At 67.8% G+C, this 16,590-nt stretch carries 15 protein-coding genes; 3 read left to right on the plus strand and 12 right to left on the minus strand.

Going from position 1 to position 16,590, the window contains the following annotated elements; translation table 11 throughout:
- Positions 1 to 18: 18 nt before the first annotated feature.
- The 4 genes from frr to ACWDSI_RS13465 form a co-directional block, all read right to left on the minus strand.
- The gene (frr, locus tag ACWDSI_RS13450; protein WP_449756838.1) at positions 19 to 576 is read right to left on the minus strand and encodes a ribosome recycling factor; all 558 of its coding nucleotides are present in this window, start codon (positions 574 to 576) and stop codon (positions 19 to 21) included.
- A gap of 58 nt (positions 577 to 634) precedes the next feature.
- Entirely contained in the window at positions 635 to 1,375 is a 741-nt protein-coding gene (gene pyrH / locus ACWDSI_RS13455) for a UMP kinase (protein WP_449747461.1), read from the minus strand.
- Positions 1,376 to 1,503: 128 nt separating this feature from the next.
- The gene (locus ACWDSI_RS13460) at positions 1,504 to 2,442 is read right to left on the minus strand and encodes a glucosyl-3-phosphoglycerate synthase (RefSeq protein ID WP_449747565.1); all 939 of its coding nucleotides are present in this window, start codon (positions 2,440 to 2,442) and stop codon (positions 1,504 to 1,506) included.
- An 11-nt stretch (positions 2,443 to 2,453) separates the two neighbouring features.
- Positions 2,454 to 3,452, minus strand: a complete 999-nt coding sequence (locus tag ACWDSI_RS13465) for an alpha/beta hydrolase (protein WP_449747462.1) — start codon at positions 3,450 to 3,452, stop codon at positions 2,454 to 2,456.
- A 407-nt stretch (positions 3,453 to 3,859) separates the two neighbouring features.
- Here ACWDSI_RS13465 and ACWDSI_RS13470 point away from each other — a divergent pair, with 407 nt between their 5' ends.
- Both ACWDSI_RS13470 and ACWDSI_RS13475 read left to right on the plus strand, forming a co-directional pair.
- The gene (locus ACWDSI_RS13470; RefSeq protein WP_449747463.1) at positions 3,860 to 5,281 is read left to right on the plus strand and encodes a condensation domain-containing protein; all 1,422 of its coding nucleotides are present in this window, start codon (positions 3,860 to 3,862) and stop codon (positions 5,279 to 5,281) included.
- Between the two features lie 13 nt (positions 5,282 to 5,294).
- Positions 5,295 to 6,986: an MFS transporter gene (locus ACWDSI_RS13475; protein ID WP_449756839.1), complete on the plus strand. Its 1,692-nt coding sequence runs from the start codon at positions 5,295 to 5,297 to the stop codon at positions 6,984 to 6,986.
- A gap of 74 nt (positions 6,987 to 7,060) precedes the next feature.
- Here the strand turns inward: ACWDSI_RS13475 and tsf are convergent, their stop codons facing one another.
- Entirely contained in the window at positions 7,061 to 7,885 is an 825-nt protein-coding gene (gene tsf, locus ACWDSI_RS13480; protein ID WP_449747465.1) for a translation elongation factor Ts, read from the minus strand.
- Between the two features lie 118 nt (positions 7,886 to 8,003).
- Positions 8,004 to 8,837, minus strand: a complete 834-nt coding sequence (rpsB, locus tag ACWDSI_RS13485) for a 30S ribosomal protein S2 (protein ID WP_449747466.1) — start codon at positions 8,835 to 8,837, stop codon at positions 8,004 to 8,006.
- Positions 8,838 to 9,177: 340 nt separating this feature from the next.
- Here rpsB and ACWDSI_RS13490 point away from each other — a divergent pair, with 340 nt between their 5' ends.
- On the plus strand, positions 9,178 to 9,681 hold the full coding sequence (locus tag ACWDSI_RS13490) for a M23 family metallopeptidase (protein ID WP_449747566.1): 504 nt from the start codon (positions 9,178 to 9,180) through the stop codon (positions 9,679 to 9,681).
- 41 nt (positions 9,682 to 9,722) lie between these two features.
- Here the strand turns inward: ACWDSI_RS13490 and ACWDSI_RS13495 are convergent, their stop codons facing one another.
- The 6 genes from ACWDSI_RS13495 to fadD1 form a co-directional block, all read right to left on the minus strand.
- On the minus strand, positions 9,723 to 10,661 hold the full coding sequence (locus tag ACWDSI_RS13495; RefSeq protein ID WP_449747467.1) for a tyrosine recombinase XerC: 939 nt from the start codon (positions 10,659 to 10,661) through the stop codon (positions 9,723 to 9,725).
- A 93-nt stretch (positions 10,662 to 10,754) separates the two neighbouring features.
- A complete protein-coding gene (locus tag ACWDSI_RS13500; protein ID WP_449747468.1) occupies positions 10,755 to 11,618 on the minus strand; it encodes a siderophore-interacting protein in 864 nt (287 codons plus the stop codon).
- A gap of 106 nt (positions 11,619 to 11,724) precedes the next feature.
- Complete coding sequence (dprA, locus tag ACWDSI_RS13505; protein ID WP_449747469.1) at positions 11,725 to 12,891, minus strand: DNA-processing protein DprA; 1,167 nt, start codon at positions 12,889 to 12,891, stop codon at positions 11,725 to 11,727.
- Complete coding sequence (locus ACWDSI_RS13510) at positions 12,888 to 14,399, minus strand: YifB family Mg chelatase-like AAA ATPase (protein ID WP_449747470.1); 1,512 nt, start codon at positions 14,397 to 14,399, stop codon at positions 12,888 to 12,890. Before ACWDSI_RS13510 ends, dprA begins: the two co-directional genes overlap by 4 nt.
- 10 nt (positions 14,400 to 14,409) lie before the next feature.
- A complete protein-coding gene (locus tag ACWDSI_RS13515; RefSeq protein WP_449756840.1) occupies positions 14,410 to 14,826 on the minus strand; it encodes a YraN family protein in 417 nt (138 codons plus the stop codon).
- Between the two features lie 91 nt (positions 14,827 to 14,917).
- The gene (gene fadD1 / locus ACWDSI_RS13520) at positions 14,918 to 16,552 is read right to left on the minus strand and encodes a fatty-acid--CoA ligase FadD1 (protein WP_449747472.1); all 1,635 of its coding nucleotides are present in this window, start codon (positions 16,550 to 16,552) and stop codon (positions 14,918 to 14,920) included.
- Between the last annotated feature and the right edge of the window lie 38 nt (positions 16,553 to 16,590).

A 16,590-nucleotide genomic window follows, 5' to 3' on the forward strand; every position in this document is an offset into this window, starting at 1 on the left:
GGTCGGGCTGCTCGGTGCTCACACCTCCAGCAGTTCGTTTTCCTTGTGCTTCACGAGTTCGTCGACCTGATGCACGTAATCAGCGGTGGTCTTGTCGATCTCCTTCTCGGCGCGAACCACCTCGTCTTCGCCGGCCTCGCCGTCCTTCTGGATGCGCTTGAGTTCGTCGACGGCCTTGCGCCGGACGTTGCGGATGGCGACCTTGGCATCCTCGCCCTTCGCCTTGGCCTGCTTGACGAGTTCCTTGCGACGGTCCTCGGTGAGCTGCGGGATCGCCACGCGGATGAGGTTGCCGTCGTTCGTGGGGTTGACCCCGAGGTCGGAATTGCGGATCGCGGTTTCGATGTCGCGCAGATTCGACGGCTCGTACGGTTTGATCACGACGAGCCTGGCCTCCGGCGTCGTGATCGAGGCCACCTGCGTGATGGGGGTGATCGCGCCGTAGTACTCGATGTGGATCTTGTTGAACATCGACGGGTTGGCTCGGCCGGTGCGGATCGAACCCATGTCGTCCTTGGCCACGCTCACCGCCTTTTCCATCTTCTCCTCGGCGTCGAGCAGTGCGTCGTCAATCATCCTTCGTCCTGATTCTGGGTCGTGTCGTGGGCGGAGTAGGTCATGTGGTCGGCCGCGATCATGTGCGCACCAGAGTGCCGATCCGCTCGCCCGCGACCGCGCGCGCGATGTTGCCCTCCTCCAGGAGATTGAACACCAACATGGGCATTTTGTTGTCCATACAGAGGCTGAACGCCGTCGCGTCGGCCACCTTGAGTTCCTTGTCGAGCGCTTCGCGGTGGGTGATCTCGCGGTAGAGGGTGGCATTCGGGTCGGTGCGGGGGTCGGCGCTGTAGACGCCGTCGACCGCCTTGGCCATCAACACCACCTCGGCCTTGATCTCCAGCGCCCGCTGCGCGGCGGTGGTGTCGGTGGAGAAGTACGGCATTCCCATGCCCGCCCCGAAGATCACCACACGGCCCTTCTCGAGGTGCCGTACCGCTCGAAGCGGGAGGTATGGTTCGGCCACCTGCCCCATCGCGATCGCGGTTTGGACCCGGGTGGTGATCCCGCGCTTCTCCAGGAAGTCTTGCAGCGCAAGACAGTTCATGACGGTTCCGAGCATGCCCATATAGTCCGAACGCGCTCGGTCGAGTCCACGCTGCTGCAATTCCGCACCGCGGAAGAAGTTGCCGCCGCCGATCACCACCGCGATCTGCACCCCGGAGTTCACCACGTCGGCGATCTGGTCGGCCACCGTCCCCAGTACGTCGGGATCCAGCCCCACCTGTCCACCTCCGAACATCTCACCGCCGAGCTTCAGGAGTACCCGGTGATAACCGGATCGCTCGCTCTCGTGGCTGTCGGGGGTTTGGCTCATCAGCATCCTCACTGCTCGGTCCGCCACCCCATCCTATGGTCCGCGCGTGGCGGCGCCACCCGGTGGTGGGGCGTGCGGACCGAGCCGGCGAGCGCGGGGCGCGGGCGCGGTACCGGCCGGCCGGCGATTCAGCGGGGATGTCCGGCCACCGCGCCCGCGAGCAGCGTCCGTAGCGGCGGCCGGTCGTCGAGCACCGGATAGGCACGCCGCAGCGCGGGGCCGCCATCGCCGAGAACGAACGCCGTCAGCGGAGCACCACGGTCGTCGATCCCGAGGCGGCCGAACAGTGTGGCGACGATCTGCCGTGACATCGGACCGAGTTCGTGCAGCGGACGGTTGCGGTGAACCCGGGAGCCGAGGTCGACCTGCCCGATCGCGTCGATGCCGTACCGATCGGCGGTGTCGAGAAGCACACCGATCTCGACGCCGTAACCGGCTGCGAACGGGATGGACGTGAACAGTTCCCGGGTTCCGGCGTACTCACCGGCCAGTGGTTGGATGACACCACTCAACTCCGGTCGCAGCGCGGCCAGCAGCGGACGGACGGTCAGTTCGGTGACCCGTCCGCCACCGGCGGCATCGACTCCGTCGGCGTTGATCAACGGCCGACGGTAGTAGCCCTTGACCAGGTGCAGTTCCGGGTTCATCAGCAACGGCCCCAGCAGGGCGGGGACGTAGCGCGGATCGGGGTCGATCACGTCGCTGTCCATGAAGACCACGATGTCGCCGGAAGTCGCCGCGAGCGAGCGCCACAACACCTCACCCTTACCGGGGACGACCGGCACGCCCGGCAACGCAGATTCACGCGACTCGACCCGCGCGCCTGCCGCCGCCGCCCGTGCCGCGGTCGCATCGGTCGACCCGGAGTCGATCACCACGATCTCGTCGACGAGGGTGTTCAGCAGGGGCATCACGCTCGCCACCACCGCGCCGACGGTCGCCTCCTCGTCGAGCGCGGGCAGTACCACCGACACCGTCCGGGAACCCTTGGCCTCGATCAGTTCGGTCACCGACCAGTCGGGCCGGTGCCACGTGTTGGTCTCGAGCCAGGTGGCCGCACCCTCCATGGACGCGATCGTCACGACGCCAGCGCCTCGCGGAACTGTGGCCACGCCCGGTGCAACTCGTCCTGCCAGTACGGCCAGGCGTGGGTGCCACCCTCGTAGAAGTGGAAGGTCGCCGGTACCCCGCGTTCGGCCATCCGCTGCTGCAGATTGTGTGAACACTGGTTGGTCGCGGTTTCGATCACGGCACCCACTGCCAGCTGATCGAACAGTTTGCTGCCGTTGCCGTTGATTCCCGGGCCGTCGAGGGTGTCGTACTTGCCGGGGGCGCCCGATCCGTTGGACACGTAGATGGACTTTCCGCGGAACTCGTCGACATGCAGGTACGGGTCGTTGGCCGCCCAGGCCGGATCTGTCGATGGCCCCCACATGTTCAGGGTGTTCCCGCCGCCACGGCCCTCCACCACAAGCTTGACCACGGTCTGCCCGGCGGGGTCGCTGGTCTGTGCGCAGCCACTGAACGACCCGATCGCCTGATAGCGCTTCGGTGCGTGCAACGACAGCTGGAACACGGACGTCCCAGCCATCGAGATGCCCGCGACGGCGTTGCGGCCGGTCCCGTTGAAATTCTTGTCGATCAAGGTCGGCAGTTCGTCGGCGAGAAAGGTGGCCCATTTCTGCACGCCGAGCTTCGGGTCGGGCCGGCGCCAATCGGTGAAATAGCTCGCCGCGCCTCCCATGGGGACCACCACGTTCACATTCTCGTTCGCGAAGAAGGAGATGATGTCGGTCTGATCGAACCAGCTGCTGCCGCCGTCGCCGCCGGCCGCACCGTTGAGCAGATACAGGGTGGGCGCAGGGCCACCGCCGGCGGCCGGGATCATCTTCACCGGCACCACCTGTTTCATGGCGGGCGACCACACCCCGAAATCGACCTCCCGCGGCGCCACGCGCTGGCGGTCGACGATATGCGGCCCGCTCGGAGCGGCATACGCGCTCGCCGGCACCAACAGTCCGGCGACCACGGCGCACGCAACCGCAGCCAGGGCCAGCACTCCCGGCCGCACTGCCAATCCCCTACCTCCGGGATGCACACCTGTCCCCACACGCCTTGACGCCCTGCTCAAATGACTGCTCCCCCATGTGGTCGTCTGCGGTATCCGCCGCGTTACTTCGGCTCCCGCGAACAGCGGATTCTGGCGCCCCCGATGGCACGAAGTGTGCCGCACCACACCACCGCTGTCCACCACTGGGGTCGATTTCGCAAACCTGGACCAATGACCCACTCAATGCGCAACGCGACGTTAATCTCTGTGACCGGCAATGAATTTCGACGCGCTGTGAATCAGGGTCCGATTGCGACCCACCCGTGGTTACGCTAGCGTCGGTCACCAACGCTTAGGTGTGACACCGCCGTCGTGGACAGTGGGAGGAGTCGGGGCAGCTCCATTTCCACCCGATCAAAGTAGAGGTATTCCTGGTGGTCAATTTCGGCCTGATAGACGAATGGACACCGCGACCCGGACGCGTGACCACGTGGACCATGGCTCGCGAAAGTCTCGCCGCTGCAGCAGAAGCACCGATCGATGTCGTGCCGCCGTCCCACCAACAGGAGGAATACCTCAGGGCTGCCCTGCGCAATACCGAAGCAGGATTCCGATTCTCGCGACTTTGCTTGGAAGCCTTCGATTTCGAGGGCGTTCTCAACGTCGACGCACTGACCCGAGCGCTCAACACCTACCTCCGGCGACACGACACCTTCCGGTCGTGGTTCTCGGCCGAACCCGACGGCACGATCGCTCGTCACGTCGTGGATTCCGAACTGCTGACGATGGTGCCGACACAGCACGGCGAGATGGACACGCCCGAAGCGATCAGGCATCACGTCCAGGAGGAGACGCCCGGGCCGTTCAACTGGGACTGCTTCACTTTCGGTGCAATCGAATGGGAAGGCGGCTTCACCGTGTACGGTGCCGTCGACCATCTCAATACCGACGGAATCTCGCAGGCGCTCACGTGCTCCGAGATCATCACGCTGTATCTGAACGAGGCCTTCGGCCTGAATACCCAACTTCCCCCGGTCGGCAGTTATCTGCGGTTCTGCGAGCACGAGCGCGCGGTGTCGCGTGAGGTGACGCGCGAGTCGGAGACCTTCCGTACCTGGATCCGGCTCGTGCAGGAGAACGGCGGCCGGCTACCCACGTTTCCGATGCCCCTCGACAAGGAAGCCGAGGGATACACCCGCAGTGCGCTCTACACCGCAACGGTCTTCGACGAGGACATGGCGCAGAAGTTCGACGCCGCCGGCCGTGAGCACGGAGCGAACATGACGGCGAGCGTGCTCGCCGTCGCCGCGATCGCATCCACCGAGTTCACCGGAAAATCCGACTACCTCGGCATGACACCCAAGAGCACGCGCGCGCCGGGCGACGAACTCAATTCGGTCGGCTGGTTCACCAACCTGATTCCGGTGCCGATCCACATCCACGCCGACGACACCTTCGCCTCCTTGGCCACGACGGCAGCCAAGAGTTACAACGCAGGCAAAGAACTCACCCACGTCTCCTTCCACCGGGTCCTGCAACTCGTGGAACCCGAGGACGGGATCGACGTGCCCGAAGGCTGGTCGGTGCCGATGGTCTCCTACATCGACGTCCGGAAACTCCCCGGGGTGGACATGTTCGACGCCATCAACGGATGTCTGTTCGGGAATCGCGGCAGCAGCGAGGAGGTGTTCCTGTGGATCAATCGCTTCAAGGACCACACCTCCATCACCTTGTTGTTCCCCGACACCGAGATCGCTCACAAGTCGGTGCAGACCTATGTTCAGAAACTCACATCGATCATGAACACCGTTGCGACACAAGGGAACTACCATCCCGTCGTGCCCGCAATGACCTGACATCGGTCCTGATATGACGAAAGCGGATGCCGCACAGTCGTATCCGACCACCACCGAGCCGACACCGTCACGCGCCGCGTGGGTTGCTCTGGCCGGGTGCCTGCTCGGGCTGTTCATGCAGATGCTCGACACCACCATCGTCAACATCGCGCTGCCCGATCTGACCGTCGATCTCGGAGCGTCGGTCGCCGAGCAGATCTTCGTACTCAGTGTCTACACACTGGCATTCGCGTGCACGCTGCTGACCGCCGCCACACTCGGCGGCCGGATGGGCCGACGACGCGTGTTCATCTTCGCCATGGTGGCGTTCACGGTGACGTCGGTGCTATGTGGGCTCGCGCAGAATCCGGTGGAGCTCATCGCATGTCGCGCCGCCCAGGGCATGAGCGCGGCGTTGATGTCGGCGCAGACACTCGCGTTGATCGCCGCACTCTTCCCGAAATCGCGTCACGGCATGGTTTTCGGTGTCTACGGCGCCGTCGCCGGTCTGGCCGCGATGCTCGGGCCGGTGATCGGTGGCCTGCTGGTCACGTCCGACCTATTCGGCTGGGGATGGCGGTCGATCTTCTTCGTCAACGTGCCGCTGGGTGTGATCGCGTGCGTGCTGGCCGCGACGCGCCTGCCGCAATTACGCGAGATCGACCCGCCCCGCCTCGATCTGGTGGGCGTGGCGTTGTCGACGTCGGGGCTGTTTCTGTTGCTGTATCCGCTGGCGGTGGGACGCGAGCAGGGCTGGCCGCCGCGACTGTTCGTGATGATGGGCGGCGCGGTGGTTCTGCTCATCTCCTTCGTCGTGGCCGAACGGCGGTTGTTGAGCCGTGGCGGCGCGCCGCTGCTGCGGATGGACCTGTTCGCGTCGCGCCGGTTCTCGGTGGGACTGCTGTTGTCGCTGCTGTTTTTCAGCGTGTTCGCGGGCTTCTTCTTCACGGTGTCCGTGGCCACACAGTTCGGCCTCGGCTACTCCGCGTTGCGGACCGGATTGCTGGCGTTGCCCTTCGCCGTCGGGGCGGCGTGCGGCTCGATACTGTCCCCGATCGTGGTACGGCGTTTCGGGGCGGCCCGCACCCTGTGTGCGGGCATCCTCGTGCTCTCCGGGGGCCTGGCGTGGCTCGGCGCAAGCCTGCACCCTGATACCGCGGCGTTGTCGATTCCGGCAGTACTGGCACCACTGATCGCCGGCGGCGTCGGGACCGGGATGTTCATCGCCCCGCTGCAGACCACCATCCTGTCCGACACCAACCCCGAGAATGTCGGATCGGCGTCGGGCAGTGTGCCGACGGTGCAGCAGATCGGCGCGTCGATCGGACTGGCCGTGGTCACGATCTTCTTCTTCGCCCAGGTCTCGCAGCAGTCGGCGACGGCGGTGCCCGCGGCGCGCGCCGACCTGGCGACGACCCTCACAGAGACGACGGTGGAGCCGATGTTCCAGGGGGCGATCGCCGACCGCTTCGCGCAGTGCGCCTCGGCGCAGCTGTCCTCGGCTCATCCCGAGCAACCCGCGCCGGGATGCGCGCCGGGCACCCGGGGACAGTCGGGGCTGGCCGCAACGCTGGCGAAGAAGGCTGCACCCGAACTGCGTGTGGCCGGGCGGCAGGTGGCCGCGCAGAGTTTCCTCGGCGCCTTCCAGACCACGCTGTGGGTACTGGCAGGTCTCGGCGTGGTGATCGCCGCGTTCACGCTGGCGCTACGGACCTCCCGGATATGACACGACCCCGCGTCCGGAAGCGGACGCGGGGTCGTGCATCGATCATGGGCCGACGACGGCCCTGACATCACTGGTCAGGACTGGCCGACCTCGAAACGGGTGAAGGCCTTCACGGTGGCTCCGGCCTCGTCGAGGATGTTCTTGACGGTCTTCTTCGAGTCCTTCACGAACGGCTGGTCGATGAGCACGGCGTCCTTGTAGAACCCGTTGAGACGACCCTCGACGATCTTGGGCAGCGCCTTCTCCGGCTTGCCCTCGGCCTTGGCGGTCTCCTCGGCGATGCGGCGCTCGTTCTCGACGACATCCGCGGGGACCTCGTCGCGCGACGCGAAGCGAGCCTTGAGCGCGGCCACCTGCTGGGCGGCGTTGCGCGCGGCCTCGGCCGCGTCGTCGCCCTCACCGGTGTAGGCCACCAGCACACCCACCGCCGGCGGCAGGTCGGACGCGCGCTTGTGCAGGTAGACCGCCACCGGACCGTCGTAGTAGGCGACGCGGCGCAGTTCGAGCTTCTCGCCGATCTTGGCCGAGAGGGCAGCCACGGCGTCGGCGACGGTGCCGTCGCCGAGCGGTGCGGCCTTGAGCTCGTCGACATCGCTGGTCTTCGCGGCTGCTGCGGCCGCGACCACCTTGTCGGCGAGTTCCTGGAACTCGGCGTTCTTCGCGACGAAGTCGGTCTCGGAGTTGAGTTCGATCATCGCGCCGTCCTTGGCCGCGACGAGACCCTCGGCGGTGGAGCGCTCGGCGCGCTTGCCGACGTCCTTCGCGCCCTTGATGCGCAGTTCCTCGACGGCCTTGTCGAAGTCGCCGTCGTTGTTCTCGAGCGCCTTCTTGCAGTCCAACATGCCAGAGCCGGTGAGCTCGCGGAGACGCTTCACATCGGCTGCGGTGTAGTTCGCCATCGTTGGCGAGCCTCCTTTGAAATGAATTCGTGGTCCGGATGCGCGGCGCACTCGCACTGTGTGGCGTGTGCGCCGCGCGTCCGGTCGGCTGGGTGAGTCCCGCTACCGGTGAGCAGTGTCAGTTGGTGGCGGGCGGCTCGGTCGCGGCGCCGGCCGACGCGGCGACCTCGGTGCCGGACGCCGCCTGGGTCAGCAGTTCCTGCTCCCACTCGGCGAGCGGTTCCCCGCCACCGGCCTCCGGCTTGGAGTCGTCGGTGGACTGCCCGGCGCGTGCCTGCACGCCCTCGGCCACCGCGGAGGCGATGACACGGGTGAGCAGGGCGGCGCTACGGATGGCGTCGTCGTTGCCCGGGATCGGGTAGTCGACGAGGTCGGGATCGCAGTTGGTGTCCAGGATCGCGATGACCGGGATGTTGAGCTTGCGTGCCTCACCGACAGCAATGTGCTCCTTGTTGGTGTCCACCACCCAAATGGCAGACGGCACCTTGGCCATATCCCGGATACCGCCGAGTGTCCGCTCGAGCTTGTTCTTCTCGCGGGTCAGCATCAGGATTTCCTTCTTGGTGCGACCCTCGAAGCCACCGGTCTGCTCCATGGTCTCGAGTTCCTTGAGACGCTGCAGGCGCTTGTGCACGGTCTGGAAGTTGGTGAGCATGCCACCGAGCCAGCGCTGGTTGACATACGGCATGCCGACGCGGGTGGCCTCGGCGGCGATCGACTCCTGCGCCTGCTTCTTGGTACCGACGAACAGGATGGTGCCGCCGTGGGCGACGGTCTCCTTGACGAACTCGTACGCCTTGTCGATGTAGGTCAGCGTCTGCTGGAGGTCGATGATGTAGATGCCGTTGCGGTCGGTGAAGATGAATCGCTTCATCTTCGGGTTCCACCGGCGGGTCTGGTGCCCGAAGTGTGCGCCGCTGTCCAGCAGCTGCTTCATGGTCACGACAGCCATGAGTGATCAATCCTTTGTGTGCAGTTGACGTCGTCACCGGGTTGATGACGACCCTGGCGCCTGCGCTCGCGCGGAACCCGGGGTCCGGGACCGCCCGCGCGGAGTGTGTCGGTGACGCGCCGAGCCTGCGAAGGGCCGCGGCGCGCACCCGGATGCAGGCGCGCGAAGTCACCCCATCTGTCGATGAGATGCCCTCCTACGATACGCCGGGCGCCGGTGGGAACCAAAACGCTCCTTGTCGTGCGCGAATGGTCGGCGAGAGTGTGCGGAGCCGAAAGGCTCGTCGGTGCGTCCAAGGACGGTGAGCGAAGACGACGCCGGATTCGACGGCCGCCGGTGGATGCTGATCACTCTGGGTGAGTTGCTGGTCGCCGCCTTGTTGCTGTGGGTGGTGCCCTCGGCGGTGAGTGCGCGTTCGCCCGACTTCTCCGCACCGTTGCCACCGAGACCGACCGTTGTGCGCGCATACGACCCACCCGAGCAACGGTGGCTCTCCGGGCACCGCGGGGTCGATTTCGCGGCCGCTCCCGGTACCGAGGTGCTGGCCGCCGGAGATGGGGTGATCCGGTTCGCCGGTGTGGTGGGCGGCAAGCCGTCGGTGTCGGTGATGCATCCGAACGGTCTGATCACCAGCTACGAGCCGGTCCGCGCGAGTGTGCAGGTGGGCGCCCGCGTGATGAGGGGCGATCGGATCGGTACGGTGCTGGCCGGGCATCCGGGATGCCCGGTGGCGGCATGTCTGCACTGGGGGGCCCGGCGCGGTTCCGGCCATGCCGCCGCCTACACCGATCCGCTGGGGCTGCTCGGTGCGGTCCGGGTGCGGCTCAAGCCGCTCGGCGGTTGAGGGGCGCGAGGTGTGATGTTGAGCGGATGCGACCGCGCGGATCAGGCGCGCGGATGTGCCTGCCGGTGTACGGCACGGAGTCGTTCGACACTGACGTGGGTGTAGATCTGCGTGGTGGCCAGGGAGGAGTGCCCGAGAAACTCTTGCACCACCCGCAGGTCGGCACCGCCCTCGAGCAGGTGGGTGGCCGCGCTGTGACGTAAACCGTGGGGCCCCATGGACGGGCCGCCCGCGGCCTCCACCGCGCGGTGGACCACCGTGCGGGCCATACGCTGATCGAGCCGTCCGCCCCGTGCGCCGAGCAGCAGCGCGTCGCCCGACCGGGCCGTCGCCAGCGCCGGGCGACCGCGCCGCAGCCAGTCGTCGACCGCGGCGGCGGCCGGCGCGCCGTAGGGCACCGCACGTTCCTTGTCACCCTTGCCGATCACCCGCACCACCCGGCGTGCGCCGTCGAGATCGGCCATGTCGAGACCACAGAGCTCACCCACACGAATTCCGGTGGCGTACAACAGTTCCAGGATCACCACGTCGCGCAGGACCAGTGGGTCCGCGCTGGGGGGTACTGCCCCCGATTCCTCGGCCCCGCCGGTCCCGGGCTGTCGAAGACGTACCGCGGCGTCGATCGCCGCGGCCGCCTCGCCGGGGTCGAGAACGGGCGGCAGCGTGCGGTGGGCCTTAGGAGCCTGCAACCGGGCGGCGGGATCTGCGGCCAATACGCCCTCTCGGGTGGCCCAGGCGCAGAAGGTCTTCACCGACGACACCTGCCGAGCGATCGTGGTGCGGGCTGCGCCGCGTCGGGTGTGTTCGGCGAGCCAGGCACGCAGCAACGGCAGATCGAGTTCGTCGACGCGACGGCCACGCGCACCGGCGAAGGCGATCAGTCCACGCACGTCACCCGCGTAGGCGCGGATGGTGTGCTCGCTGCGACCGCGTTCGTGACGCAAGTACACCGCGAAGTCGTCGAGGACCGTCGGACTCATGTCCCGAGCACAATCGACGCTGGGCGACAGTGCAACCGCACACGCCCGCCGTTGCCGGATCGTCCCCGAACCGATTCCGCCGTCACGACATGCTCAGCCGGCGACGCCCGCGCCTTCCTCAGCGGCCCGCAGGTCGGCCTTCCACTGTCGGAAGCCCTCCTCGGTGCGGCCGCGACGCCAGTAGCCCGAGATGGATGCGTTGGCCGCACTCACGCCCCGTTCCTTGCGGACGTAGGCGCGCAGATTGTGCATGACCGCCTGCGCCTCACCGTGGATGAAGACTTGGGGTTCACCGTCGAGCCAGTCGGCGCCACGGACCGCGGCGATGATCGGGGCGTTGTCGCCGGCGCGGTCGTCGCCGACCTCGCCCGCCGGCCCGCCGCGATGCACCCAGGTGATGTCGGCACCCGCGGGCGCCTGCAGCGGCACCTCGTCTTCGGGGCCCGCGACCTCGATGAACACCTTCGCCACCGCGTCGGCGGGCAGGGCCTCGACCGCGGCCGCCAGGGCCGGCAGACCGGCCTCATCCGCGGCGAGCAGATGCCACGGCACGCCGGACGCCGGGCGGTATCCGCTGCCCGGACCGAGGAACGACACCGGAGTGCCGGGTTCGACGGACGCCGCCCACGGACCGGCCAGGCCCTCGTCGCCGTGCACGACGAAGTCGATGGCGAGTTCTGAAGCGTCGGTGTCGATCCGGCGGACGGTGTAGGTCCGCAGGACCGGCTGCTGCTCGGGGGGAAGCGAACGCGATGCCCGCGGGTCGAAGTCCTCGGGGACATCGGCACCGTCGGGCATGAAGATGATCTTGACGTACATGTCGGTGTCGCGGTCGGCCGCCGGCGGCAGGGCGGCGGCGAAGTCGTCGAATCCCTCCCCGCCGAGGTAGAGCCGCACCATGTGCGGCGTGATCTGCTCTCGCCGCAGCACCCTCATCGAATTCACGCGTCTGGCCATGAAACCTCCTTCGCCACGAGCATACGCCCGCGAATTAGGGTCACCTAATGAACCGGCTCGTTCGAGGTGCGAACGGACACCGGAAGGTGTTCTGATCCTCTCGTGGTCATGTCCGCCTGCTGAGCCGCCAGCCCGCTGCGTCGCCGACGACGAGACCTTCGATCTCCATCGCTGCCAGTTCGGCACGCACCTCGGGAACCTCGAGTGCCGCCGAGTAGGCGATCTCGCCGATGGTCGCGCTACCGCGGCCGGGGATGGCGTCGTGGACGCGCTGCTGGCGTTCGGTGAGGGCGTCGGTCACACGATCGGGTCCCCGGCCGGGGTCACCGCCGCCGTCGGGTACGGCGAGCGAGATCACGGCCTCGCTACTCGCGACGAGCACGGCCAGGTCGTCGGCGATCAGCCGGTGGCACCCCACCGAGGTGGCCGAGGTGATCGATCCGGGGACCGCACCGACCGGCCTACCGAGCCGACGGGCCCATGCCGCGGTGTTCGCGGCGCCCGACCGACGGCCGGCCTCCACCACGATCACCGCCGAGGAGAGCGCCGCGACGAGCCTGTTGCGAGTGAGGAATCGGTGCTTGGCCGCGGTGGTGCCGGGCGCATATTCGCTGACCACCGCACCCCTTTCGGCGATCTCGGCCAACAGGCGAGCGTGGCCCGCCGGGTAGTCGCGATCGATCCCACACGCCATCACCGCGAGCGTGGAGCCCTGCGCGGCGAGCGCCGAGCGGTGTGCGGCGCCGTCTATCCCGTAGGCGCCCCCGGAGATGACAGCCCATCCCCCGGTGCACAACTCGGCGGCGAACCGGGCGGCGACGTGTTCGCCGTAGGAGGACGCCGCACGGGAGCCGACCAGTGCGATCGATGCCGCTCCGATGTCATCGAGACGTGCCGGACCACGAACCCACAGGGCCAAGGGCTCTCCCTCGCGTGCCGCTGTCTCGGCCTGCGACAGCGACAACAGCGACCAACCGGGCCACTCGGCGTCGTCGGGTGTCACCAGGCGCGCACCGAGACGGTCGGCAGTCTCCAGATCGGCTGCGGCGGTGTCGGTTCCAGCGCGTGCCGCGGTCAGCTCGAGAACCGACTCGTGACCGGCGGGCACCTGCCGGGCGCGCACCGCAGCGGCAGCGGCCCGCGGCCCGATCGCCGTGACGAGGTCGCGCAGCGGCTCGCACGGCGGCTCGGCCACCGCGGCCAGGTATGCCCACGCCCGCCGGTCACCGTCGTCGACCGTCGACTCCCTTGAGCCGTCCGACAGCGTATTCATCGATATCTCCCCCGATCTCGGTACAGCAGCGCTTGCGCCACCTCGGCTTCGGTGGGGCTCGTGCCCCCGTGCAGGTCGTTGATCGTCCAGGCGACCCGCAGCGCCCGATCTGCCCCGCGCGCAGTCACCCGACCCTCACGCAGATAGATCTCGACCGGCCGCAGCGCCTGCGGAGCGAGCCGGAAGCGTTGCCGCAGAGCAGGTCCCGGCACCTCCGCGTTCGTATGCCAGCCGTGGTCACGCCATCGCGCCATCGCGGCGGCGCGGGCGGCGGCAACCCGCAAACCGATGTCCGCACTCGATTCCTCCGACGGCGTCATCAACGCGGCGTTTCCCGGCGGTTCCATCGCGATACGCAGATCCACACGGTCCATCAGTGGTCCCGACAGCTTGCCGAGATAGCGGCGTCGCTCGATGGCGGTGCACCGGCAGTCGACGTCGTGGGCGGGCGCACAGGCACACGGGTTGGCGGCCAGGACGAGTTGGAACCTGGCCGGGTACCGGGCCACCCCGTCGCGCCTGCTCACCCGTACCTCGCCCTCTTCGAGCGGCTGACGCAGTCCGTCGAGCACCTTGGGCCCCATCTCGGCGCACTCGTCGAGGAACAAGACGCCGCGGTGGGCCAGCGACACCGCGCCCGGGCGGGCCATCCCGGTGCCGCCGCCGAGCAGCGCGGTGGTCGACGTGCTGTGGTGCGGCGCGACGAAAGGCGGCGCGGTGACCAACGGAGTCCCCGGCTGCAGGCGCCCGGCGATCGAGTGGATCGCGGTGACCTCCAACGACTCCTCATCGGTCAGCGGCGGGAGGATGCCGGGCAGCCGTCGGGCGAGCATCGTCTTGCCGATGCCCGGTGGGCCGGTCATGAACACGTGATGTGCTCCGGCAGCAGCGATCTCGAGTGCGTGCCGGGCCTCGGTCTGGCCGACGACGTCGGCCATGTCGGCAACCGGGTCGGCGACGGTGTTGTCGGCGTCGCACACCGTGTCGAGCACCGCGTGGCCGGCCAGCCAGCTCATCACCTCGCCCAGAGTGTGGGCACCGCCGACATCGAGGTCGGTGACCAGCGACGCCTCGCCCACCGACTCGATGGGTACCACCGCCCGAGCGAAGCCCGCCCGGCGTGCCTCGATCAGCGCGGGCAACACGCCACGCACCGGCCGCAACCGGCCGTCGAGGGCCAACTCGCCCATGAACACCGTCGCCGGCAGCTTCGCCGTCTCCACCTCACCCATTGCCGCCAGCACCGACACCGCGAGGGCCAGATCGTGCCCCGAACCACTCTTGGGCAACTGCGCCGGCGCCATGTTCACGGTGACCCTCTTATCCGGAAAGGTCTTGCCCGAGTTGGAAATCGCTGCCCGCACCCGTTCCCGCGCCTCCCGCAGCGACGAATCGACACTGCCCGAGATCGCGAATCCCGGTAGACCCTGACCCAGGCTCGCCTGCACCTCGATCACCTTGGCCTCGAACGCGTTGAGCCCCACCGACTGCGCCTTCCCCAACGACATCGATGACCGCCTACTCGAACACGCCGACGTGATGACGCACCGCGGCGAACTCGACGCGATCGGGATACTTCGTATCGAGTTGCACCGACACCACATCGAACCGGATCGCGGGCCAGAACGTGTCCTCCGAGGCCAGCCACAGCCGGGCCAGCCGACGCATCCGCGAGAGCTTGTCGGGCGTGACCGCGGCCACCGGATCGGAATACGTATGGCTGGCGCGGGTCTTCACCTCGACCACCACCAGCAGCGGCTCGCCCGACGTCGGCGCCGGAGGTACCGCCGCGATCAGATCCAGCTCCCCGTAGCGGCACCGCCAATTGCGTTCCAGCACCGACCATCCCAGGCCACGCACGAACTCCGCGGCCAGGTCCTCACCTAGCTTCGCGATGTGCGCCCGACGGTTCTGCTGTGATGGCTTGCTTCTCATGCCCCCACGATGACCGATCGAGCCACCGATGAGGCCCGCTCAGTCCGCCGTCAACGCCGCTGCTGTGGACCCACCACTGTCTGTGGAGCAATCAGCCGGGCGCGGACACCGACCCTGAGCTCACGGCACCGTCGGCGCGCCGTGTGTAGCTGCGACCACGATCGGCGCGTTCCCACAGCTGCGACGCGCTGCGCAGGCCGTCCGCGGCGAGCTCCCGTTTGAGGATCTTGTTGGTGGCGGTGGTCGGCAGATCCGATTCCACCCGAACCCATTTCGGCCACGCCTTGGTCGACAGATCCTCCTGGTCGGCAAGGAATTCGGCGAAGCCGGCCGGATCGAGCCCACCGGGGTCGCGCGGCACCAGAGCGGCGACCATCGCGTCGCCGACCCGCCGGTCGGGCACGGCGTAGACCGCGACCCGGCTCACCGCGGGATGACGCATCAGGACTCGCTCCACCGGGCCTGCGGCGATGTTCTCACCGTCGATGCGCATCCAGTCGGCGGTGCGTCCGGCCAGATAGATCCACCCGTCGGTGTCGCGGTAGGCCAGATCGCCCGACCAGTACATCCCGTCGTGCATCCGCTCGGCGGTCGCCGCGTCGTCGTTGTAGTAGCCTGCGAACACACCCGCACCGTGGGTGTTGACCAACTCGCCGATCGCATCCTCGGGATTGCTCAGCGCCCCATGGGAATCGAAGACGGCGGGCGCACATTCGGTCATCGTCTCCGCATGGTAGACGGCCACTCCGGGCAGTCCGAGGCCGATCGATCCGGGTGGCGTGCCGGGTTCCCGGCGCACCACGATGGCATTCTCGGTGGACCCGAACGCGTCGAGCACGAACACCCCGAAGCGCTCGGCGAACTCGGCGATGTCCCGGTCGGATGCCTCGTTGCCGAACGCGACACGCAGCGAATTGTCGGCGTCGTCGGGTCGCCGTTCGGTGGCGAGGATATAGGCCAGCGGTTTGCCGACGTAGTTCATGTAGGTGATGCCGAAGCGGCGTACGTCGTCGATGAATCGGGACGCGGAGAACGCGGCCGGCACCATTGCCGCGCCGGCGACCGCGGCAACCGCCCAACCGGCGGCCACCGCATTCGAATGGAACAGCGGCATCGACAGGTAGCACACGTCGTCGGCGGTGACACCGAGCTTGCCGGCGATCACCTGCGCTCCCATCAAGGGCATCATGTGCGCCACCCGGACGGCCTTCGGGTCGCCGCTGGTGCCGGAGGTGAAGATCAGCATGAAGGTGTCGGTGGGACTCACCTCGCACCGCGGTGTCAACGGCGGTGCGCCGATACACGTTTCACGCCAACCGGTTTCGGGGTCGTCGACATCGATCACCGACACCCCGGGCAGGTCGAGTCCGTCGAGCAGCCCGCGTCCCTCGGCGTTGACGAGCAGAATCGTGACGTCGGCGAGCGTGATGTCACGGGCCAGCGCGCTGCCGCGCCGCGTCGTGTTGATCCCGCACAGCACGAATCCGCCGAGCGCGGCCGCGGCCATGGCGACGAGCATGTCGGCGGTGTTGCCCAACATCACCCCGACATGCACACGGCGAACATCGTCGGCCGACGAGAGCAGCGCCGACGCCCAGCGCGACGCCTCCTCGACATACGCGCGCCACGAGAGTTCACGGTCGGCGGTGATCACGGCGGGCCGGTCGGAGTCGGCGCGCAGGCGCAGCAACTCCTGCAGCGTCTGCACAGGTTCGGGAGTGGTCACCGTCGGGAGTGTACGGCCGGCACCGCCCACCGCGGACC

Source organism: Gordonia sp. NPDC003429 (assembly GCF_053588575.1).